The organism is Stenotrophomonas sp. LMG 10879, from assembly GCF_002750935.1.
GTDB classification, from domain to species: domain Bacteria; phylum Pseudomonadota; class Gammaproteobacteria; order Xanthomonadales; family Xanthomonadaceae; genus Stenotrophomonas; species Stenotrophomonas lactitubi_B.
In genome coordinates this window covers 1-20,487 of sequence record NZ_PEJT01000002.1, presented here as the reverse complement: position 1 = coordinate 20,487, position 20,487 = coordinate 1, and the positions used below count along the sequence as shown (strand labels likewise).

Genomic DNA, 20,487 nt, shown 5'->3' with positions numbered 1-20,487 from the left:
GGGTTCAATACAGAGAAAATATTAACACTCTTTTAGCGCTGGGTACGGTAGGGGGACCATGCCGGCTCGCGCACATCACCGTCTGCCAGAACCAGGCGCTGGCGCACGCGCGCATCGGCCGAGACGGCGTACAGCACACCACGGCCACCCTCACGGGCGGCGTACAGCACCATGCTTGCGTTGGGCGCAAAGCTCGGCGACTCGTCCAGCGAACCCGGCGACAGCGTGCTCCAGCGCGGCGAGCCCAGCGAGCTGTCCATCAGCGCGATCTTGTAGCTGTTGCCCGAACCCTGGGCAACGGCGATCTTCTTGCCGTCATAGGACACCGAGGGCTTGGCGTTGTAGTTGCCCTGGAAGGTCACGCGCTCGGCGCTGCCACCACCGGCACCGACCTTGTAGACCTGCGGACGGCCGCCGCGGTCGGAAGTGAAGTACACCGCGCTGCCGTCCGGGGCCCAGGTCGGCTCGGTGTCGATGGCGAAGTGGTTGGTCAGCTGGGTCAGCTGCTTGCTGCCCAGATCCATCACGTAGATTTCCGGGTTGCCCGAACGCGACAGGGTCAGGGCCAGCTTGCGACCGTCCGGCGAGAAGGCCGGGGCGCTGTTGATGCCGCGGAAGCTGGTGACCAGTTCACGGGCGCCGGTGGAGATGTTCTGGATGTAGATGGCCGAATTGCCACGCTCGAAGCTGACGTAGGCCAGCTTGTTGCCATCAGGGCTCCACGACGGCGACAGCAGCGGCTCGGCCGAACGCACGATGGTCTGCGGGTTGAAGCCGTCGGAATCGGCGACCATCAGCGCATAGCGCATGGCGTCGCCCTTGCCGCTGGCGGTCACGTAGGCGATGCGGGTCCAGAAGGCGCCGCGGACACCGGTGATCTTCTCGTAGATGGCGTCGGCCATCTGGTGGGCGACGTCGCGCATGGCGTTGCCACGTGCGGTCATCGCCAGGCCCAGCAGGCGCTCGCCCTTGGGCACGTCGAACAGTTCGTACTCGACGCGGTAGGCGCCGGCACCGGCATCCATGACCCGGCCGACGACGATGTAGTTCTGCTTCAGCGCGCGCCACGTGGCGAACTGGATGTCACCGCCACGGGTAGGCTTCTCCACGATCTGCGCTTCAGGCAGCGTGCGGAACTGGCCCGAACGTTCGAGGTCGGCACGGACCACGCCGGCGACATCGGTCTGCGGAGCGCCGGCCGCACCCTGGTAGGGCATCGGCACGATGGTGATCGGGAGGGCGGAGGCGTTGCCGCCGATGATGTCGATATCCAGCCCCTTCTGCTGCGCGACGGCAGCAAAGGGCAGCAACAGGGCCGCAAACATGGCAAGCCAGCGAGGCATCTTCTTCATGGAGCGCTCAAATAGGGGGAACCGGAACGAGGGATAACAAAACGGCAGTGAACCGCTTCGCAATCATGAACCAAGGGTACGTGAAAGGAGAGTCACTTGGGGCAAGGCAATCACGCGCCTTTAACGAAAAGGCAGGATCTCCGCTACTCCGCGACAAAGGTCAGCTGTAGATGTCGCACGTAGACAGACTGGAATCCCTCGGTGGGCAATGGCTGCGCCCTGCGGACGGCATCCTCCAGAGACGACCGCCCCACGGCATCGAACTGGCAGTCGGACTGCGTCTTTACGGAGATGACGGTGCCGGTGGGCAACTGCAGGACGCGCGCGGAGCACCGTTGGCCCGGCAGCACCGAAGCTGGACGAAACCAATGCTCCACGATCCGCGCGCGAACAGCGTCGGCGTAGGCCTTCTGCAATGCCAGATGATCATTGCGGGGCGCGCCTGCGTGCTCTGCTGCCGATAACGACAGCGCCATCGGCAACGACAGCGCGAACGCACACAGACGCAGGGCTCCCTTCGTCGCGGGTCCTCCACAGCGCGGGGGGCGGGCGTTGGTCATTCTGTTCTGTCAGTCCTGAGCAGTGAAGGTCAGATTGAGCGTGCGGTTGAACACCTTCTCGAAGCCCCGGTATGGCAACGGCTGGGCGTTGAGAACGGCCGCTTCGATCGAGCGCCTGCCCGCTTCATCATAGGCGCAGTTGGAACTCACCTTGGCCTGCAGCACCTGCCCGCCCGGAATCTGGGTGATGGTGACCTGGCACTTCTGCCCCAGCGGTACGCTGTCCGGACGTGTCCAGGTATCGCGCACCTTGGCCTGGATGGCCGCAGCGTACTTGGCAGACAGGTCGTCACTGCTGCCGCCACCACCGGCGGCCGGCTGTGCGGCGCCGCTGGTACCGGCAACGGCCGTTCCTGCGGCATTGCGCGCGGCAGCGACCTGGCGCAGCTTCTGCTCGGCCAGCTTGGCTTCCTTCTCGGCCTGCTCGCGGCGGGCACGGATGTCGGCAATCTTCTTCTGCTTCTCGGCCTCGGCCTTGTCGGCAGCCAGACGCTCCTGCTCGGCCTGCTTCTTCTTGGCGTCCGCTTCCTGCTGCTTGGCCAGACGCAGCTTCTGCTCGGCCTCTTCCTGGCGCTTGCGCTCGGTCAGGTCGATCTGCTCCTGGCGGCGCTTGGCTTCCTGCTCCTGCTTGGCCTTTTCCTGCGAGATCGCCAACGCGCTGACCGCGTCCTGGTCCTTGGTGTCAGGCTGCGCCACGCGCTCCTGCGCCTGTTGCTGCTGCGGCGTGGGCGCGTCCTGCGGGCGCGGCTCTTCAATCGGCTGCGGCGGCGGGATGGTGTCTTCCGGCACCGGGATCGGCTCGGCCACCGGCGGCGGCAGGTCTTCCAGCTTCTCCGACTGGCGCAGGGCCTGGCGGGCCGCGGCGGCTTCGGACGCGGACAGCGCCAGGCTGGCCTCGACCGAGGGATCGCCTGCGGCGGCATCGGTATTGCGCTGGGGCGACCACAGCCAGGCGCCGATGAAGATCAACGCGACCAGCAGGTGCACCAGCACGGCCAGCACCAGCGGCTGGCCCCAGCCGGGTTCCTGCTTGTGCGGTGGCGGCAGGGCGTCAGCGTGCATCGGTGGCCAGGCCTACCTTGTCGACGTTGGCGCGCTTGATCACGTCCATCGCCGCGATGACCTTTTCATAGGCCACGGCACGGTCGGCGGCGACGATCACGCGCACTCCCTTGTCCTGCGCGGCGATGCCGGACAGGTGACCCTGCAGTTCCTCGGCAGTGACGGCGGTGGGCTCCTTGGCGTCGGGCAGCTTGAGGCTGAGCTGGCCGTCCTGGCGCACCGAGACGATCACCGGATCCTGCTTGCTTTCCAGTGCCTTGGCATTGGAATTGGGCAGGTCGACATCGAAGCTCAGGGTGAGCAGTGGCGCGGTGACCATGAAGATGATCAACAGCACCAGCATGACGTCGATATAGGGAACGACGTTGATTTCCGATTTCAGCTTGCGGCGCTTGCGGCGACCGATGGCAGCGGACATGGCTTGGACTCCCGGGTCTGGCGCTTACTCGTCGCCAGCGCTCTGGCGCTGCAGGATCGAGCTGAACTCGTCGGCGAAGGTCTCGAAACGCACCGACATGCGCTCCACGCGGGTGGTGAAGCGGTTGTAGGCCCACACCGCCGGAATGGCCACGAACAGGCCGATGGCGGTGGCGAACAGCGCTTCGGAAATGCCCGGGGCGACGGCGGCGATACCGGCCTGGGCACCGCTGCTGATCATGTCGTGCATGGTCACCATGATGCCGAACACGGTGCCGACCAGGCCCACGTACGGAGCGGTCGAACCGATGTTGGCCAGCAGTTCCAGGTTGCGTTCGAGCTGGTCGACTTCGCGGGTATAGGTGGTGCGCATCGCGCGCTGGGCGCCTTCCAGCTGGGCGCGGCCATCCAGCCGGCGCTTGTCGCGCAGGCGGGTGTACTCGCGGAAACCGGCTTCGAAGATCGCTTCCAGGCCGCCGACATTGCGGCTGCGGTCGGTGGCCGAGCTGTACAGCTTGCCCAGGTCGGCACCGGACCAGAAGCGGTTCTCGAACTCGTCGGCTTCGCGGGTGGCCTGCTTGAAGATGCGGGCCTTGCGGAAAATGATCACCCAGCTGACGAACGAGCCGACCAGCAGCGCCAGCACGATGATCTTCACCGGCAGGCTGGCCTTGGCCATCAGTTCGAGGTAGTTGATGCCGCCGCCGGTGGTGGCCTGGGCAAGGGTCTGGGTCGCGGCATTGCTGACGTCAGCCGGCAAAGCCTCGGTGACCGTGGCCTGCAGGGCCAGGAGCGTTGCGATCATCCGTTGTTCCTCAAGAGTTCTGTTCGGATTCGGGGTGGAGGTGGGGTTGCAGCGCGGCAAGGACCAGATCGTCCATGCCACGCGGGCGGAAACTGGCCGCGTCCAGTGCGGCGATGCGGACCTGCGCGGACAGCAGCAGCTGGCCGTCACGCAGGACCTGCTGGTCGAAGACCATGCTGGCCTTCTTCAGCTGGACCAGGGTGGCGCTGACCTGCAGCTGGTCATCCAGCCGTGCCGGCTTGATGAAATCCATCTGCATGGAGCGCACCGCGAAGACCATGCCGTGCTCGGACCGCATGCGCTCCTGGCCGTAGCCCAGCGCGCGCATCCATTCGGTCCGGGCCCGTTCCATGAAGGCCACGTAGCGGGCGTGGTAGACCACCCCGCCAGCGTCGGTATCTTCCCAGTAAATGCGTGTCGGCCAACTGAATCGGGGTTCAACCGAGGGTTCAACCGACATCGGGAACCTCGGCAAACAGATCCTGCGGCGGGTTCTTCGGCTTCAGGCCCATGTGCCGGTAGGCCTTGTGGGTGGCCATGCGGCCACGCGCGGTGCGGATCAGGAAGCCCTGCTGGATCAGGTACGGCTCGACCACGTCTTCCAGCGTGCCGCGCTCTTCGGACAGCGCCGCGGCGAGCGACTCGATGCCGACCGGGCCACCGTCGAAGTAGTCGACCATCGTCTTCAGAAGCCGACGGTCGAGCTCATCGAAGCCTTCCGGGTCGACCTTGAGCATCTGCATTGCGGCCTGGGCCACGGTCTGGTCGATGTGGCCACCGGCCTTGACCTGGGCGTAATCGCGCACGCGGCGCAGCAGGCGGTTGGCGATACGCGGGGTGCCACGCGCGCGGCGCGCGATCTCCCCTGCCCCGTCGGCGGTGCAGTCGATGGCCAGGATCGCGGCCGAGCGGCGCACGATGCGGGTCAGTTCTTCGACGCTGTAGAACTCCAGGCGCTGGACGATGCCGAAGCGGTCGCGCAACGGCGCGGTCAGCAGGCCGGCGCGGGTGGTGGCGCCGATCAGGGTGAACGGCGGCAGGTCGATCTTGATCGAGCGCGCTGCAGGGCCCTCGCCGATCATGATGTCGATCTGGAAATCTTCCATCGCCGGATACAACACTTCTTCCACCACCGGCGACAGGCGATGGATTTCGTCGATGAACAGCACATCGTGCGGCTGCAGGTTGGTCAGCAGCGCGGCCAGATCGCCGGCCTTTTCGATCACCGGGCCGGAGGTCACGCGCAGGGCCACGCCCAGTTCGTTGGCGATGACATGGCTGAGGGTGGTCTTGCCCAGGCCGGGAGGGCCGAAGATCAGCACGTGGTCCAGCGCATCGCCACGACCCTTGGCGGCCTGGATGTAGATCTCCATCTGCTCGCGCACCGGCACCTGGCCGAGATAGTCGGCAAGTCGCTTGGGTCGGATGCTGGCGTCGGCGGCGTCATCCTCGCGGGTGGCGCCGGCGCCGATGATGCGGTCGTCGGTCATGTGCTGATTATGCGGCAAAAGTACGGGGTTCGGCCGGGCTGCGCCCGGCACCTGCAGAGGCAACGGCAACGTCAAAGGCCGAAGCAAAGCGGGCATTCCGTGAAATGGCGGGGTGGGTCCGGTTGCGGGGGACGCTGCAAGTACGTCCCTGTAAGCTCGGTCGCGCCATCCATGGCGCTCACGCCCCCGCAACCGGACCGACCCCGCCTTCGACAGATCTCCGCAATCTGTCTGGATGGCATGGCCTGCTCTTGGTGGGTGTCGACCTTGGTCGACACGGAATGGCCTGCTCTTGGTGGGTGTCGACCTTGGTCGACACAGTAGATCCACGCCATGCGTGGATGGATGTGTGTATGGCACGAACCGAACATGGGGTCAGAGCCCTTTTCCTTTGGAAAAGGGATCCGACCCCGTGCGGTCAGATCTCCACCTGCGCGCCCAGCTCGACCAGGCGGTTGCCCGGAATGCGGAAGAAGCCCGTCGCCGGGGCGGCGTTCCTGTGCATCAGCGCGAACAGCTTGTCGCGCCAGATCGGCATGCCGCGGTTGGCGGTGGCGACGATGGTTTCGCGGCTGGCGAAGAAGGTGGTGTCCATCGGGTCGAAGTAGATGCCGCCGTGGTCGCACGAGCGCATCAGCGCCAGCGGTACGTCGGGGGTCTCCATGAAGCCGAAACGCACGTAGACCCGGTAGAACTCATCGCCCACCGATTCGATCTTCAGTCGTTGCCCTTCCATCGCATATGGAATGGGCAGGGTTTCCACGTGCAGGAACACATTGCGCTCGTGCAGCACCTTGTTGTGCTTGAGGTTGTGCATCAGCGCATGCGGGGCCACGGTCGGGTCGGCGGTGAGGAACACCGCGGTGCCGGGTACGCGCACCGGCGGCGCCAGCATCAGGCCCGGCAGGAAGGTGTCGATACGGATGCCGTCCTTGCGGATCTCATCGCGCAGCAGTTCGCGGCCACGACGCCAGGTGCGCATCATGGTGAACAGGAAGATGCCCAGCACCACCGGGAACCAGGCGCCCTGCAGCAGCTTGGCGCCGTTGGCGATGACAAAGCCCAGGTCGATGACGAAGAACACCACGCACAGCGGCAGGATCCAGTTGCGCGCCTTCGGCCACAGCGAACGGGCGACCAGGGCCAGCAGCAGGGTATCGATCAGCATGGTGGCCGACACCGAGATGCCGTAGGCCACAGCCAGGTTGGACGAGCTGCGGAAGGCCAGCACCAGGCCGATCACCATCACCGCGATACCCCAGTTGATGCCGGGGATGTAGATCTGGCCGATGGTGTCGTGCGAAGTGTGCTTGATGCGCATGCGCGGGATGTAACCCAGCTGCATGGCCTGGCGCGAGACCGAGAACGCGCCGGTGATGACCGACTGCGAGGCGATCACCGCGGCCATCGTGGCCAGGATGATCATCGGGTACAGCGCCCACGACGGCACCGCTTCGAAGAACGGATTCTTCACCGCCTCGGGGTGGTTGAGCACCAGCGCGCCCTGCCCCAGGTAGTTCAGCACCAGGCACGGCAGCACGAAGAAGTACCAGGCGTGGCGGATCGGCTTGGCACCGAAGTGGCCCATGTCGGCATACAGCGCCTCGCCACCGGTGACCGCCAGCACCACCGCGCCGAGGATGAAGATGCTGTGCCAGCCATGATTCATGAAGAAGCGGATCGCCCACCAGGGGTTGAACGCTTTCAGCACTTCCGGCGCGTCGACGATGTTGTAGATGCCGATCGCCGCCAGCGAAATGAACCAGATCGAGGTGATCGGCCCGAACAGCTTGCCGATCTTCGCGGTGCCAAAGCGCTGCACCGCGAACACCGCCAGCAGCACCACCACGGTAATCGGCACGATGAAGGCATGCAGCCCGGGGGCCGCCACCTCCAGGCCCTCCACCGCGCCCAGCACCGATATCGCTGGCGTGATCACGCCGTCGCCGAAGAACAACGAGGCGCCGAAGATGCCGAGGATGCCCACCACGTAAGCCGAGCGCGACCCGTTGCGCAGCGTGCGCTGGGTCAGCGCCATCAGCGCCATGATGCCGCCCTCGCCGTCATTGTCGGCGCGCATGATGATGGTCACGTACTTCAGGGTGACCACGATGTTCAGCGCCCAGAACGCCAGTGACAGCACGCCCAGCACGGTGTCGTGGTCACTGCTGAGCCCGTAGTGCGGCGAGAACGCCTCCTTCAGGGTGTACAGCGGGCTGGTGCCGATATCGCCGAAGACCACGCCGATCGCACCGATGATCAGCGCCAGCCCCCCGGCGGGGGGAGCGTGACCATGGCCGCCATGGGCGGCGGTGTGCGGAGTTTGACTGCTGGACATGGGGCTCCTGGCGAAGCTCAGGGTGTAATGGGAAAGGAAGCGGCGCGGCTCAGCGCAGCGCCGACTGCAGGGCCTTGCGGATGACCATGGCCACTTCGTCGCCCTCGTTGAAGGCTTCGCGCGCCATCCGCGCCGCCTCGGTCGGCTTGTAGCCCAGCTGCTGCAGCGCCACGGTGGCATCGGACAGCGGATCGGCCGGGGCCGGGCCACTGCCGGTCGGCAGTGCGCCACCGGCGCCGAACTGCGCCGCGCGGTCACGCAGTTCCAGCACCATGCGCTCGGCGGTCTTCTTGCCGATACCCGGGATGCGGGTCAGCGCGGTGATGTCACCGGCCTGGACCATGCGCGCGAATTCTTCGACGGTGACGCCGGACAGCACGGCCAGCGCGATCTTCGCGCCGATGCCGCTGACCCGCTGCACGTCGCGGAACAGGCGGCGCTCGCCTTCGCGCAGGAAGCCGTACAGCGAGACGCTGTCTTCCTTCTGCGAATAGTGGGTGTACAGGGTGACCTCACGGCCCAGCTCGGGCAGGTCGTAGAAGGTGCTCATCGGCGCCTCCAGCTCGTAGCCCACCCCGTTGACGTCCACCACCAGCCACGGCGGCGCCTTGTAGGCGACGATTCCGCGCAGTCGACCGATCATTGCGTGCAGCTCCTCATTTGCGACCCCACGCCTGGCGGGCAGTCAGCCCCAGGCGGTTGGCCGTTGCCCTTACGTGGGCATGGGTGATGGCCACGGCCAACGCGTCGGCCGCGTCGGCCTGCAGCTTGGTTTTCAGGTTGAGCATGAGCCCGACCATGTGTTGAACCTGTTGCTTTTCGGCGCCGCCACGACCGACCACCGCCAGCTTGATCTCGCTGGCAGCGTATTCGTGCACGGGCAGGTCGCGCAGCACCACCGCCGAAATCGCCGCGCCACGGGCCTGGCCCAGCTTCAGCGCCGAATCGGGATTGCGTGCCATGAACACCTTTTCGATGGCCACTTCCTGCGGCTGGTACTCGTGGCACAGCTCGGCCAGGCCCAGCACCAGCAGCTTCATGCGCTGCGGGAAGTCGTCGGCCCCGAGCAGCACCAGCGGCTGGTGATGCACGTGGCTGACCCGGCCGCTGGCGTCGACGTCGATGATGCCGACCCCGGTCCTTTGTGAACCCGGGTCGATGCCGAGAATACGGGTCATGCGGCACACACGCAGGCGCCGCTGATCCGGGGAGGACGCATGCGGCGGTGATGGCTGGAAACGTCTGGGGTCATCATGGTCCGCATTGTCCGCTCACCGGCCGCCAAAGGCGACCGGTGGAGCGTACGTTCAGGCGTAGGCGTCCGCGCCGAGATCGGCGTTGGAGTAAACGTCCTGCACGTCGTCGAGGTCTTCCAGCATGTCCAGCAGCTTCTTGACCTGCAGCACGGTGTCGCCCTCGACCTTGATGTCGTTGTCGGCACGGAAGGTCAGCTCGGCATGGTCCGGCGTGCGGCCGGCCGCCTGCATCGCATCCTTGACCGCGTGGAAGCTGTCCGCGGCGGTGAGCACGTCGATCGCGCCATCCTCCGGGTAGACCACGATGTCATCCGCACCGGCCTCGATGGCCGCTTCGGAGATGGCGTCCTCATCGGCGCCGGCAGCGTAATGCAGCACGCCCACGCGCTTGAACATGAAGCTGACCGAGCCTTCGGTGCCCATGTTGCCGCCGCACTTGCTGAACGCATGGCGGACATCGGCCACGGTGCGCACGCGGTTGTCGGTCAGGCAATCGACGATGACGGCCACGCCACCGGGCGCGTAGCCCTCGTAGCGGATCTCTTCGTACTCGACGCCTTCCAGTTCACCGGTGGCCTTCTTGATGGCACGCTCGATCACGTCCTTGGACATGTTCGCGGTCAGTGCTTTGTCCACCGCCACACGCAGGCGCGGGTTGTTGTTGGGGTCGCCTCCACCGCCGCGCGCGGCCACGCCGATCTCACGGATGATCTTGGTGAAAATCTTGCCGCGCTTCGCGTCAGACGCGTTTTTGCGGTTCTCGATGGAGGGGCCTCTACCCATGGGTCTTTCCGTACGTGCGTTGATGGATAAGGCCGCGGATTCTACCTGATCGGGCCCGATGACCGTGTCGAGGGGGACAGATGCGGCCGGGCGTGGCGCCCCGGTAGCGCCGGGCCATGCCCGGCGAGCGCAGCGGCGCTGGGTGACGTCGCTCAGGCAGCAGCGGCGTCCCGGCCATGGTCGAACTGGCCATGGCGGAGGAAATGCGCGGTCTGCCGCGCGGCATCCGGCGACACCACCAGGCCGCTGTGGCTGGTGCGCACCACGCAGTGGTCGGCCAGGCCCGGCAGGCGGGTCTCCGCCAGTGCCACGGTGCCATCGGAATCGTCATCCAGCGCCCCGAGCAGGCTGCCCAGCCCATGCGGCACCGAGCCGGCGATCAGGCCGACCGCGGCCTTGCCCTGCCAGTCCGGCAGCCCGTCCAGCAGCAGTTCGCTGCTGCGGCCCAGGGCCAGGCCCCAGCCATGTTCGGACAGCGAGCGCGCGGTGCCACTGCCGCGCAGCGGCGAGCCCAGGCAGACCACGCGCTGCACGGGCAGCTGCGGTTGCCGACGCAGGGCTTCCAGCGCCAGCAGGCCACCCAGGCTGTGCCCGACCAGCGACAGCGGGCCTGCGTCTGCCAGCCGCTCCAGCAACTGCGGCACGGCCACATCGGGGCCGCCGAATACGGACGAGTAGCCAAAGGTATGGACCTGGAAGCCACGCGCGCGCAGGCGCCAGGCCAGTGGCCCGACCCAGGCACGGGCATTCCAGATGCCATGCAACAACAGAACGGGGGGAGTCATGTGCAACAGCCTGGCGGTCAGCGGGGCGGAACTACGGTGATTGAACAGAAGCCAGGGGCAAGCGGCGGTGAACGACTTCAGGCCGGATGCGGCAGACGGCGCAGGATGAACTCAAGATCGTTGGTATCGCCCACCGGGAACAGGTACTCGCCGGCCTTTTCGAAACCATAGCGGGCGTAGAAGCGCTGGGCCCCGAAGTTTTCCGACCACACGCCCAGCCACAGCGTGCGCGGGCCGTCGCGTTCCAGCCAGGTCAGCGCGGTTTCCAGCAGGCGGCTGCCCCAGCCGCAGCTCTGCTGCGTCTTGACCAGGTACAGGCGCTTGAGTTCGCCGTCACCGGGCTTCACGTCCGGGTGCGGCAACCCACAGGGGCCGGCGGCGGCATGGCCGACCGCCTCCCCATCCAGCTCCAGCAGCCACACCGCGTAATCGGGGTGGCCCAGGATCGTGCGCTGGCGCTCGACCGTGTAGGACGCGTCGATGAAGTCCTGCAGGTCCTGCGGCGGATACAGATGGCCGAAGGTTTCGGTGAACGTGCGCGCGGCCAGCGCCGACAGGGTCGGCGCGTCGTCCACAGTGGCGCGGCGGATCGAATACATGGGTCGAGTTGACGTCAGGACAACGGTTCGGGTCAAGCCCGCTCCGCCGGTTCCTTGCCGTCTTCTTCCTCTTCCTCTTCTTCGTATTCCTCGTCGTCCTCTTCTTCCTCGCCGTCTTCCTCTTCTTCTTCGCCTTCCTCGTCCTCGTCGTACTCTTCCTCTTCCTCTTCCTCTTCGTCGTCTTCGTAATCCTCGACGCCGAAGTCTTCACCGTCCCAGCGACCTTCGCCGTCAGCGACGAAGGTCAGGGCCATGGCCGACGGGTTGGTACCGACGCGGACCAGCCAACCACCGAAGACACGTGCACGCTCGGTGACCAGGTTGGCCTCGGAGCCTTCATTGCCCAGCTTTTCCCACTCCAGCGAAAACGCAAACTCGGTCATTGCCTGGATCTCCTGATCAGTTTTTCTTGGGGCGAACCTGGATGTGCACTTCGGCCAGCTGCTCGTCTACGATCGGCGACGGCGCGTCAGTCATCAGATCCTGTGCACCGGTGGTCTTCGGGAACGGGATGACGTCGCGAATCGACTCGGTGCCAGCCATCAGCGCGGCAATACGGTCGATGCCGAAGGCGATGCCACCGTGCGGCGGCGCGCCGTAGTTCAGCGCGTCGAGCAGGAAGCCGAACTTGGCACGGGCTTCCTCGGCACCGATGCCGAGCAGCTCGAACACCGCGCTCTGCATGTCGGGGCGGTGGATACGGATCGAACCGCCGCCGATTTCATTGCCGTTGAGCACCATGTCGTAGCCGCGCGAAACGGCAGTCTTGGCGTGCGCGCGCAGGTCGGCGATGTCGTCCACGGCCGGCGCGGTGAAGGGGTGATGCAGGGCGACGTAGCGCTGCGCTTCCTCGTCCCACTCGAACATCGGGAAGTCGGTGACCCACAGCGGCGCCCAACCGTCAGCGACCAGGTTGAAGTCCTTGCCGGCTTTCAGGCGCAGCGCACCCATGAAGTCGGACACCTTGTTGTAGCCGCCGGCACCGAAGAACACGATGTCGCCGTTGCCGGCGCCGACGTGGGCCACCAGCGCGGCGAAGCCTTCTTCGCTGAAGAACTTCTGGATCGGCGAGCTGATTTCACCGTTCTCGCCCACCTTGATGTACGCCAGGCCCTTCGCGCCGTACTTGGCGGCGTGCGCGGCGTACTCATCGATCTGCTTGCGCGACAGGCTGGCACCACCCGGGATGCGCAGCGCGGCGACGCGGCCATCGGCATCGTTGGCAGCCGCGGTGAACACCGGGAATTCGCTGGTCTTGACCAGCTCGGCCACGTCCACCAGTTCCAGCGCGATGCGCAGGTCCGGCTTGTCCGAACCGTAGCGACGCATCGCCTCGGCCCAGGTCATGCGCGGGAAGCTGGCGTCCAGCTCGACGTCGACCACTTCCTTGAAGATGCCGCGGATCATGTCTTCGACGAAATCCTGCACGTCGCGCTCGCGGACGAAGGCGAACTCCATGTCCAGCTGAGTGAATTCCAGCTGGCGGTCGGCACGCAGGGCCTCGTCGCGGAAGCAGCGCGCGATCTGGTAATAGCGGTCGAAGCCGGCCACCATCAGGATCTGCTTGAACAGCTGCGGACTCTGCGGCAGGGCGTAGAACTCGCCCGGGTGCATGCGCGCCGGCACCAGGAAGTCGCGCGCGCCTTCCGGGGTGGCCTTGGTCAGGATCGGGGTTTCGATGTCCTGGAAGCCCTTTTCGTCCAGGTGCCGGCGCAGGGCCTGCACCAGCTTGATGCGGGTGCGCTGCATGCGCTGCATTTCCGGACGGCGCAGGTCCAGGTAGCGGTACTTCAGGCGGGTTTCTTCGCCGGGGTTCTCGTGCGCGTGGAACGGCAGCGGCGCGGCCTTGTTCAGCACGGTGATGGCGGTGGCGATCACTTCCACCTTGCCGGTGCGCAGCTTGTCGTTGACCGCGTGGCGGGCGCGCACAACACCTTCCACCTGCAGCACGTCCTCATAGCCCAGGCTGGCGGCCACGGCGAACACTTCGGCGTTGTCGAGCTCCACCGTCACCTGCACGATGCCTTCATGATCGCGGAGATCGATGAAGCAGACGCCGCCCTGGTTACGGGCCACGTCGGTCCAGCCGGCGAGGGTGACAGTCTGGCCAATCAGGGTCTCATCGACCAGGCCGCAGAAGTGGGTACGCATGGGGGGAAAGCTCCGCTGGAGAACGCCGGCGCCTGATGGGGGCCGGAAAGCCTCTTATTCTGCGGCCGAGGCCCCGGCCGGGGCAAATGCGGACGGTCACGCGGGCTTGATCGCCCCGGTCCTTATAGTCGCGCACCTACTCCCGTATGGGGATGTCGCCATGAAACCGCAGTCCCTGGCCAGCCTGGCCGTGATCCTGGGTACCTTTACCGCGCTCGCCCTGCCCTCCGCCCCTGCCGCCGCGCAGGACGGGGTGGTCCGCTGCGAGAGCCAGAACAACCGCGAACGTGTCTGCAACACCGGCTGGCGCGACGCCCAGCTGGTCCGCCAACTGTCCGGCTCGGCCTGCGTGGAGGGCCGCACCTGGGGCACCCGCAACGGCAGCATCTGGGTCAACAACGGTTGCCGCGCCGAATTCACCCAGGGCCGTGGTGGCTGGGGTGGCGGCAACGGCGGCGGTTGGGGCGGCGGCAACGGCAACGGCGGCACCGTGCGCTGCGAAAGCCAGGACAACCGCGAACGCAGCTGCCCGGTCGGCTGGCGCAACGCGCGCGTGGTCCGGCAGATCTCCGGCACCCAATGCGTGGAAGGCCAGAACTGGGGCGTGCGCAACGGCGCGATCTGGGTCAACCGCGGCTGCCGCGCCGAGTTCGCCGAAGCCCGCGGTGGCTGGGGCGGCGGCAATGGTGGGGGCAATGGCGGCGGTTGGGGTGGCGGCAACAGCAACTACACCGTGACCTGCAGCAGCAACAACAACCGCCAGCAGAGCTGCAACTGGGACGACCGCCAGGGCCGACCGGTGCTGCAGCAGCAGCTGTCCGGCAGTGCCTGCCAGGAAGGCCGGACCTGGGGTTACTCGCGCGGCAACGTGTGGGTCAGCAACGGCTGCCGGGCGCGCTTCGGCACGCGTTGAGGGGTAGCGCCGGGCCATGCCCGGCGAGCGCAGCGGCAGGGTCTCCGCTTGAAAGCCGCCGGGCATGGCCCGGCGCTACCGGGCTGTCCGCGGCAGCATGCCAGGACGCCGATCAGGGTGCCGGCGCCGCTGCATCACCCCAGGGCGCAGGCGGTAGCGCGACCGGTTTGCTGAGATCGAACTCGACCCGGAAACGGCGCCCTTCCGGGCGCGTCAGCTCATAGACGAAGCGCTGGTCCGGCTCGATCTCCATCGCCCACGTGTTGTGGGTCGAGGCCAGCATGTCGGCACGACGGAACATCGCCACCGATTCGCCATCGGCGGGGAACTGCTGGCGTTCGGCGGTGCCCGGCGGCTTGCTGTCGCCGCCGTACAGGGTGATCGCATCGGGGCTGCCATCGGCATGGCGGTGGTCGTGCTTCAGCCGCACGCCGTGCTCGGTGCGGGTCAACACCCAGGTGCGCGAATGATCATCACCGACGTGGAACGGGATGCGCAGCTCATGTCCCGGGTCGGCACAGCCCCGCACATGCATCACCAGCGTCTTTCCGGCGAAGGGATCCTCGCCGGTCGGTGCCGGCGTGTCCTCCACCACCTTGCCCTCGTATGCCTGGCCGCAATGGGCGGCAATCGCGGCCATGAAGGCGTCGGCCGGTGCGGTCGACAGATCGTGGTTGACCGTATGCGATGGCTGCGAGCAGGCGGCGAGGCCGAGCAGGGCGATGGCGGAAGCAACAGCGGCGATCGGTTTCATGCCCCAACCCTAACGGCCATGGCCGGTGGGCGCAAACCGGCTACCCGGCCTGCGCGGCCCGACCGCTGTCCACTGTTACGGACGTAACCACACCTGGCAGCCGTCGATGGCCTGGCTTCGGCTGCCGGCGGTATGCCGGGCCAGAATCTGCGCCTGCCAAGCGGCGCGTTCCGGCGTGCTGCCGACCTGGTTGGGGCAATCGACCACGGCAGCCAACGGCAGCCCGCCCAGCGCCGCGTTGGCCCCGGCGAACGATTGCAGGGCCTGGTCCGAGGCCCAGTCCGGGATCATCAGCGCCCGGCGCCCTGCCAGATAGGGCAGTTCGGAGGACCAGTCCTGGCCGAACGCCACGATCACGCCGTTCTCCGGCGTGCTGGAGCGGATCAACGCAGCGATCTGCGAAACCGTGGTCGGCTCGCGTGCTTCCTTCATGTTCTTCAGGTAGTGGGCCAGGCCAAAACCGGTGGACAGCATGCACAACAGCACCGCCAGGGCCACCGCGCGCCGCGGCTTGCCGATGGCGTCGGCACGCAGCACCGCCGACCACAGCACCAGGCCGACGATCGAGGTGGCGAACACGATGTTGGCCGCCTGGTAGTAGGGATGGGCGATGTGCAGGTTGGTGAACACCAGGAACGGTGCCAGGTAGGCCAGCAGCAGCAACGCGACTGCGGTGCGGATCCGGCCGATGCACAGGCCCGCGATGAGAAACACCAGGAAAATCCAGTTGGAGCCGACTGCGCCGGAGAAGCGCTTCTTGAAGACCGTGCCCCACCAGGTGGCCGGATCCAGGCGCTGCTGCAGGGTGCCGTAGTTCCAGCTGGACAGGGCCTCGGAAGTAACCTGCTGACCCAGCGGTGACTGCGCCTTCAGCGCATCGGCGTGATGCAGCCAAAGGGTGATGGCAACCAGAACCGCCAGCGCCGACAGCATGCCCCACGCCAGCAGTTTCCAATGCCCCAGCAGCCACTGCGGGCGCCAGCCATGCTCGCGCACCGCCAGCCAGGCAAACGCCAGCGCAACGAACGCCGCGAAACCGAAGAACGTCGTGACCTTGACCAGTGCTGACAGCACGGCAGCCACCACAGCGAGCAGGCCGAGCCATGCATTCGGGCGGTTGCGCAGGTTCGCCAGCGCCCAGACGAAGACCAGGCCGAAGAACACGGCCGTGGACTCCATCATCACCGACCGTCCCCAGAACTGGGCGTACGGCGAAACCGCGAAGGCGCCGGCTACGCACAACGCCAGCACGCGGTCAGGACGGATGGCCAGCAGCGTGCGGTAGACCATCCAGACGCAGCCGACGTGGAATACGGTGGACACCAGCCGGCCGCTGTTGTCGGCGCTGATGCCGGTGGCGCTGGACAGCAGCGCTGCCAGCCACTGGTACAGCGGGAATTCGAAGGGAATCGACCACGGCGCACCGAGTACCGGCGTCAGATAGTCCAGCCACGGGCCACCACGTACCATCCAGTCGATCGACAACGCGGTCTGCGTCTGCCGGAATCCCGAGGCATCGACCGGTGGCATCGACCAGCTGTACCCGAACAGGATCAGCAGCGCGATGGCAGAGAACCAAAGCAGGATCCTGCCTGGCAGCAGTTTACGGTCGAGGTTCACGTCCTGGTTCACGCCTGCAGCTCCTGGGGTATCCAACGCACCAGGGCCGGTACGTCGCGGGGCGCGCAGTGTCCCGTGCTGCGCGTCCGCAACGCAAGTCTCGTGATGCCCTGCGCAGGGTCAACGCGATGCAGATGCAGGTGCAGGTGTCGGATCGGCCGCAACCACTTCCGTCGCCGCCACCGGCGCATCTTCGCCCTGCCCTGCCGGCTCCTGCTCCACCGGATCGACATCGAACGGCGTGCGGAACACCAGCGAGGGCAGCAGCGTGGTCAATGCGGCGTACAGCAGCAACGCGCCGAACAGCACCGCCGGAATCTGGAAGCGATCGCGCATGATCGCAGCCAGCACCAGGGTGAAGATCAGCGTCGGTGCCAGTGCCAGCGATACGCGCAGGCTGCTGCGGAAGCTCTCGCCGAACATTACGCGTCGCTGCAGCCAGACCACCGCGATGCGCAGCGGCAGCACTACCAGGGTGATCACCACGCCCAGTCCCAGCGCCTCGAAGCTGAGCGCTTCGCTGGGTACCTTGGTGCCGGCGTTGAAGAAATAGAACGGCACGAAGAACGAGGCGAACAGGCGCAGCGCATGCAGGTTTTCGTGCGAGGCCAGCAGCGGCATGCGCTGGTGCAGCAGGCGCGCGACCAGGCCGGCGATGAAGGCGCCGACCAGGTAGTACACGCCCAGCAGGTAGGTGATGTAGGCGGCCACCATGCCGACCATCACCAGCAGCGAGAATTCCGAGCCCGGCGCATGCGGCGCGACCCAGCGGCCGAGCGCGATGAACAGCAGTGGCAGGCCGATCATCATCGCCAACAGCGCAAGGCTGGACAGTGCCATATGCCCAGGATCGCCGGCCTGCAGCACGATGAACAGCGCCGCCAGGGCCAGCAGTTCACCGGCGATGGCCTTGCTGGTGACCCAGAACCGCTCGTCCTCGCTCAGCCCCAGCCGCGACAGCGAATCCATGATGAAGCCGGTGGACGGGGTCAGCAGCGCCAGCGCCAGCAGCCCTGCGGCCTGCCATGGCAGACCGGCGTAACGCCAGGCCAGCCAGCCGACGCCGAACAGGGTCGCACTGCGGATAACCAGATGCGCCAGCAGCGGCCACATGCCGCGGCGCAGGGCCTGCAGGTCGACTTCCAGGCCGGCGAACAGGAACAGCGAAGAGATGCCCAGCGTGGCCAGCAGCCCGATGACCGCGTCGTGCGCCTGGTCGCCCAGCCAGAGCATGCCGGTGATGCCGAACAGCAGGCAGGTCAGGGGCGCGGGCAGGCTGAACCGCTGCAGCGCACGCGGGATGACCAGCAGCGCGAAGATCAGCAGCAGGTAGACCAGTTCATGACTCATCGGTGGACTTCCGTGTGGATCGAACGCGCGCAGGATGCGGGTTCGATCCGGATCGGGCAAGCAGGACACGGCTGAAAGTGTCCCTATCCAGCCGGCGCAGAGCCCTTCAGCGGGTCAGTGCATCGGCGATGCGACCGACCTGCGCAAGCACCGCCGCGCGCTGTTCGAAGCTGATCGCGCCCGCCTGCAGATAGGCGGTCAGGATCCACGGCGAACCGCCCTGCACCGGCCACAACACGGCGATGTCGTTGCGCGCGTCTTCGCCATTGCTGCCGGTCTTGTCGCCCACCCGCCAACGCTTGCCCAGGCCTGCACGAAGGCAGGCATCGCCGGTTTCGTTGTCGATCAGCCAGTCGGCCAGCTGCTGGCGCGAGGCCGGCTTGAGTGCATCGCCCAGCACCAGCCGCTGCAGCGTCGCCGCGATGGCGGCCGGGGTGGTGGTGTCGCGTGGATCGTCGATGGCGAAGCTGTTCAGCTCCGGCTCCAGGCGATCACTGCGGGTGATCGTATCGCCACTGGCGCGCAGGAACGCGGTCACTGCCGGCGGCCCACCGATTGCGGCGAACAACAGATTGGCGGCGGTGTTGTCGCTGGTGATCAGCGTGGCCCGGCACAGGTCACGCACGGTCAGGTCCTTGCCGACATGGCGGCGGGTGACCGGCGCGTGCTCGAGAATGTCCTGCGCCCGTACCGGCAGGCGCTGGTCCAGCAGTGCCGGATCACGCTCGGCCTGCTTGAGCACCGTAGCGGCCAGCACGCTCTTGAAGGTGCTGCAGAGTGGGAAGCGTTCGTCCTGGCGATGGCCGAGGCGGCGACCGCTGCCGGTGTCGAGCAGGGTCACGCCGAGTCGGCCGCTGCACGCCTTTTCCAGTGCGGCGAAATCGGTGGCGGCGGCGAAGGCGGCAATGCTGGGTGCAGCGGCCATGGTTGTTGTGGCGGCGCGGGCGAGCAGCGGTGCGGCGAGCGCGGAAGCGGCGGCAGCGCCACTGAACTGCAGGAATCGGCGACGAGCGAGCATTCGGGGTTCTCCTGAGCGTGATGCCGATTATCGGAGCCCACCAACGCTGGCCACCAGCGCGAATTTTCAGGAGAAGCCATTAGGTTTATTCATGCATGACGCAGACATCTTGCGGCTATTTCAAAGCCACCCGGCAAGCAGATACGATCAGCCATCACACCTGCTCACGGCTCACGCATGCTCCACCCAACTCTGCCGCTGAATGCGCTGCGCGCCTTCGAAGCCGCTGCCCGGCACCAGAACTTCACCCGGGCGGCGCTGGAACTCTGTGTCAGCCAGGCCGCGCTGAGCCACCAGATACGCGGGCTGGAGGACCGCCTGGGCGTTCGCCTGTTCCATCGCCTGCCACGCGGCGTGGCATTGACCGAGGAAGGAGCAGCCCTGTACCCGGTGCTGAATGAATCCTTCGAACGCATTTCAGCCAGCATCGCCCGCTACACCGGCGGCCCGGCACGGGAAGTGCTGACGATCGGCGTGGTCGGGACCTTCGCCACTGGCTGGCTGCTGCCGCGCTTGGCTGCGTTCGACGCCGCGCATCCGGATATCGAGCTGCGACTGCAGACCCACAACAACCGCATCGACCTGGCCGGTGAAGGCCTGGACCTGGCGATCCGTTTCGGTGATGGCGACTGGCAGGGGCAGACCTGCACGGCGATCCTGGACGCGCCGTTCGCACCGTTGTGTGCACCGGCACTGGCACGGCGGCTGAAGCATCCGCGTGACCTGGCGACCTTGCCGCTGCTGCGTTCGTACCGCAGCGACGAGTGGCCACGGTGGCTGCAGATGGCCGGGGCCAACGGCGTGGAAGCGCGCGGACCGGTGTTCGATTCGTCGTTGACGCTGGCTGTGGCTGCGGCCGGTGGCGCCGGCGTGGCCTTGCTGCCGCTGCGCATGTTCGAGGCGGAGCTGGCCGAGGGCCGGCTGCTGCAACCGTTTGCCACTACGCTGGAACTGGGCCGCTACTGGCTGACCCGGCTGCGCTCACGCGCAGAGCGGGAACCGGCCAAGCGCTTCCGCGAATGGCTGCAGGCGCAGGGGTGATGTAGAGCCGAGCCCACGCTCGGCTGCTTCATGTGCGATCCCGCGCTGCGCGCGACAGCCGAGCATGGCTTGTATGTTCCTCCCGTCTCCTACGAGGTATGTAGGAGCCAGGGTGGAGGGACCGTCAACATGATATCTGCGGGTAGCAGCCGACAGACGAGCCGAGCGATCCCCATCCCGCACCTTAACGTCG

General features: G+C 66.7%; 21 protein-coding genes. 2 read left to right on the top strand and 19 right to left on the bottom strand.

The window, feature by feature from the left end; translation table 11 throughout:
* Nucleotides 1-32 precede the first annotated feature (32 nt).
* The 15 genes from tolB to aspS form a co-directional block, all read right to left on the bottom strand.
* Nucleotides 33-1,352 carry a Tol-Pal system beta propeller repeat protein TolB gene (gene tolB, locus CR919_RS02945; RefSeq protein ID WP_099818807.1) on the bottom strand — a complete coding sequence of 440 codons (1,320 nt, stop codon included), beginning with the start codon at nt 1,350-1,352 and terminating at the stop codon, nt 33-35.
* Nucleotides 1,353-1,495: 143 nt separating this feature from the next.
* Nucleotides 1,496-1,912 carry a TonB C-terminal domain-containing protein gene (locus tag CR919_RS02940; RefSeq protein ID WP_099818806.1) on the bottom strand — a complete coding sequence of 139 codons (417 nt, stop codon included), beginning with the start codon at nt 1,910-1,912 and terminating at the stop codon, nt 1,496-1,498.
* Between the two features lie 9 nt (nt 1,913-1,921).
* Nucleotides 1,922-2,974 carry a cell envelope integrity protein TolA gene (gene tolA / locus CR919_RS02935; protein ID WP_099818805.1) on the bottom strand — a complete coding sequence of 351 codons (1,053 nt, stop codon included), beginning with the start codon at nt 2,972-2,974 and terminating at the stop codon, nt 1,922-1,924.
* Nucleotides 2,964-3,392: a protein TolR gene (gene tolR / locus CR919_RS02930; protein ID WP_025874671.1), complete on the bottom strand. Its 429-nt coding sequence runs from the start codon at nt 3,390-3,392 to the stop codon at nt 2,964-2,966. The genes tolA and tolR overlap by 11 nt, the downstream gene beginning before the upstream one ends.
* Nucleotides 3,393-3,416: 24 nt before the next feature.
* A complete protein-coding gene (tolQ, locus tag CR919_RS02925) occupies nt 3,417-4,196 on the bottom strand; it encodes a protein TolQ (RefSeq protein WP_025874672.1) in 780 nt (259 codons plus the stop codon).
* A 10-nt stretch (nt 4,197-4,206) separates the two neighbouring features.
* Nucleotides 4,207-4,656: a tol-pal system-associated acyl-CoA thioesterase gene (ybgC, locus tag CR919_RS02920; protein WP_099818804.1), complete on the bottom strand. Its 450-nt coding sequence runs from the start codon at nt 4,654-4,656 to the stop codon at nt 4,207-4,209.
* Nucleotides 4,646-5,686: a Holliday junction branch migration DNA helicase RuvB gene (gene ruvB / locus CR919_RS02915; protein WP_099818803.1), complete on the bottom strand. Its 1,041-nt coding sequence runs from the start codon at nt 5,684-5,686 to the stop codon at nt 4,646-4,648. The genes ybgC and ruvB overlap by 11 nt, the downstream gene beginning before the upstream one ends.
* Nucleotides 5,687-6,104: 418 nt before the next feature.
* Nucleotides 6,105-8,024, bottom strand: coding sequence for a potassium transporter Kup (locus tag CR919_RS02910; protein ID WP_099818802.1), 1,920 nt, complete (start codon nt 8,022-8,024; stop codon nt 6,105-6,107).
* Nucleotides 8,025-8,073: 49 nt separating this feature from the next.
* The gene (ruvA, locus tag CR919_RS02905) at nt 8,074-8,667 is read right to left on the bottom strand and encodes a Holliday junction branch migration protein RuvA (protein WP_099818801.1); all 594 of its coding nucleotides are present in this window, start codon (nt 8,665-8,667) and stop codon (nt 8,074-8,076) included.
* Nucleotides 8,668-8,680: 13 nt separating this feature from the next.
* The gene (gene ruvC / locus CR919_RS02900; RefSeq protein ID WP_089236563.1) at nt 8,681-9,202 is read right to left on the bottom strand and encodes a crossover junction endodeoxyribonuclease RuvC; all 522 of its coding nucleotides are present in this window, start codon (nt 9,200-9,202) and stop codon (nt 8,681-8,683) included.
* Between the two features lie 129 nt (nt 9,203-9,331).
* Nucleotides 9,332-10,063 carry a YebC/PmpR family DNA-binding transcriptional regulator gene (locus CR919_RS02895; RefSeq protein WP_089236564.1) on the bottom strand — a complete coding sequence of 244 codons (732 nt, stop codon included), beginning with the start codon at nt 10,061-10,063 and terminating at the stop codon, nt 9,332-9,334.
* Between the two features lie 152 nt (nt 10,064-10,215).
* Nucleotides 10,216-10,848 carry an alpha/beta fold hydrolase gene (locus tag CR919_RS02890; protein WP_025874679.1) on the bottom strand — a complete coding sequence of 211 codons (633 nt, stop codon included), beginning with the start codon at nt 10,846-10,848 and terminating at the stop codon, nt 10,216-10,218.
* A 77-nt stretch (nt 10,849-10,925) separates the two neighbouring features.
* A complete protein-coding gene (locus CR919_RS02885) occupies nt 10,926-11,447 on the bottom strand; it encodes a GNAT family N-acetyltransferase (RefSeq protein ID WP_099818800.1) in 522 nt (173 codons plus the stop codon).
* Nucleotides 11,448-11,479: 32 nt separating this feature from the next.
* A complete protein-coding gene (locus CR919_RS21005) occupies nt 11,480-11,830 on the bottom strand; it encodes a DNA primase (RefSeq protein ID WP_133119583.1) in 351 nt (116 codons plus the stop codon).
* 16 nt (nt 11,831-11,846) lie between these two features.
* Entirely contained in the window at nt 11,847-13,598 is a 1,752-nt protein-coding gene (gene aspS, locus CR919_RS02880; RefSeq protein ID WP_099818799.1) for an aspartate--tRNA ligase, read from the bottom strand.
* 160 nt (nt 13,599-13,758) lie between these two features.
* Between aspS and CR919_RS02875 the strand changes: the two genes are divergently transcribed.
* Nucleotides 13,759-14,511 carry a DUF3011 domain-containing protein gene (locus tag CR919_RS02875; RefSeq protein WP_099818798.1) on the top strand — a complete coding sequence of 251 codons (753 nt, stop codon included), beginning with the start codon at nt 13,759-13,761 and terminating at the stop codon, nt 14,509-14,511.
* Nucleotides 14,512-14,623: 112 nt separating this feature from the next.
* Here CR919_RS02875 and CR919_RS02870 read toward each other — a convergent pair whose 3' ends face one another.
* The 4 genes from CR919_RS02870 to blaL2 form a co-directional block, all read right to left on the bottom strand.
* Entirely contained in the window at nt 14,624-15,265 is a 642-nt protein-coding gene (locus tag CR919_RS02870; RefSeq protein WP_099818797.1) for a hypothetical protein, read from the bottom strand.
* 75 nt (nt 15,266-15,340) lie between these two features.
* Nucleotides 15,341-16,897, bottom strand: a complete 1,557-nt coding sequence (locus tag CR919_RS02865; RefSeq protein ID WP_099818796.1) for a glycosyltransferase family 39 protein — start codon at nt 16,895-16,897, stop codon at nt 15,341-15,343.
* 108 nt (nt 16,898-17,005) lie between these two features.
* On the bottom strand, nt 17,006-18,235 hold the full coding sequence (locus tag CR919_RS02860; protein WP_099818795.1) for a cation:proton antiporter: 1,230 nt from the start codon (nt 18,233-18,235) through the stop codon (nt 17,006-17,008).
* Between the two features lie 106 nt (nt 18,236-18,341).
* On the bottom strand, nt 18,342-19,253 hold the full coding sequence (gene blaL2, locus CR919_RS02855) for a L2 family extended-spectrum class A beta-lactamase (RefSeq protein WP_099818794.1): 912 nt from the start codon (nt 19,251-19,253) through the stop codon (nt 18,342-18,344).
* A gap of 177 nt (nt 19,254-19,430) precedes the next feature.
* Here blaL2 and ampR point away from each other — a divergent pair, with 177 nt between their 5' ends.
* Nucleotides 19,431-20,294: a LysR family transcriptional regulator AmpR gene (gene ampR, locus CR919_RS02850; protein ID WP_099818793.1), complete on the top strand. Its 864-nt coding sequence runs from the start codon at nt 19,431-19,433 to the stop codon at nt 20,292-20,294.
* Nucleotides 20,295-20,487 lie beyond the last annotated feature (193 nt).

Coding starts and splice junctions, on each gene's coding strand:
- CR919_RS02885 (WP_099818800.1), bottom strand. CDS start 11,447: ATGTATTCGATCCGCCGCGCCACTGTGGACGACGCGCCGACCCTGTCG.
- blaL2 (WP_099818794.1), bottom strand. CDS start 19,253: ATGCTCGCTCGTCGCCGATTCCTGCAGTTCAGTGGCGCTGCCGCCGCT.
- tolA (WP_099818805.1), bottom strand. CDS start 2,974: ATGCACGCTGACGCCCTGCCGCCACCGCACAAGCAGGAACCCGGCTGG.
- ampR (WP_099818793.1), top strand. CDS start 19,431: ATGCTCCACCCAACTCTGCCGCTGAATGCGCTGCGCGCCTTCGAAGCC.
- tolB (WP_099818807.1), bottom strand. CDS start 1,352: ATGAAGAAGATGCCTCGCTGGCTTGCCATGTTTGCGGCCCTGTTGCTG.
- CR919_RS02860 (WP_099818795.1), bottom strand. CDS start 18,235: ATGAGTCATGAACTGGTCTACCTGCTGCTGATCTTCGCGCTGCTGGTC.
- ybgC (WP_099818804.1), bottom strand. CDS start 4,656: ATGTCGGTTGAACCCTCGGTTGAACCCCGATTCAGTTGGCCGACACGC.
- ruvA (WP_099818801.1), bottom strand. CDS start 8,667: ATGATCGGTCGACTGCGCGGAATCGTCGCCTACAAGGCGCCGCCGTGG.
- CR919_RS02895 (WP_089236564.1), bottom strand. CDS start 10,063: ATGGGTAGAGGCCCCTCCATCGAGAACCGCAAAAACGCGTCTGACGCG.
- CR919_RS21005 (WP_133119583.1), bottom strand. CDS start 11,830: ATGACCGAGTTTGCGTTTTCGCTGGAGTGGGAAAAGCTGGGCAATGAA.
- tolQ (WP_025874672.1), bottom strand. CDS start 4,196: ATGATCGCAACGCTCCTGGCCCTGCAGGCCACGGTCACCGAGGCTTTG.
- CR919_RS02890 (WP_025874679.1), bottom strand. CDS start 10,848: ATGACTCCCCCCGTTCTGTTGTTGCATGGCATCTGGAATGCCCGTGCC.
- CR919_RS02910 (WP_099818802.1), bottom strand. CDS start 8,024: ATGTCCAGCAGTCAAACTCCGCACACCGCCGCCCATGGCGGCCATGGT.
- aspS (WP_099818799.1), bottom strand. CDS start 13,598: ATGCGTACCCACTTCTGCGGCCTGGTCGATGAGACCCTGATTGGCCAG.
- CR919_RS02875 (WP_099818798.1), top strand. CDS start 13,759: ATGAAACCGCAGTCCCTGGCCAGCCTGGCCGTGATCCTGGGTACCTTT.
- ruvC (WP_089236563.1), bottom strand. CDS start 9,202: ATGACCCGTATTCTCGGCATCGACCCGGGTTCACAAAGGACCGGGGTC.
- tolR (WP_025874671.1), bottom strand. CDS start 3,392: ATGTCCGCTGCCATCGGTCGCCGCAAGCGCCGCAAGCTGAAATCGGAA.
- CR919_RS02940 (WP_099818806.1), bottom strand. CDS start 1,912: ATGACCAACGCCCGCCCCCCGCGCTGTGGAGGACCCGCGACGAAGGGA.
- ruvB (WP_099818803.1), bottom strand. CDS start 5,686: ATGACCGACGACCGCATCATCGGCGCCGGCGCCACCCGCGAGGATGAC.
- CR919_RS02870 (WP_099818797.1), bottom strand. CDS start 15,265: ATGAAACCGATCGCCGCTGTTGCTTCCGCCATCGCCCTGCTCGGCCTC.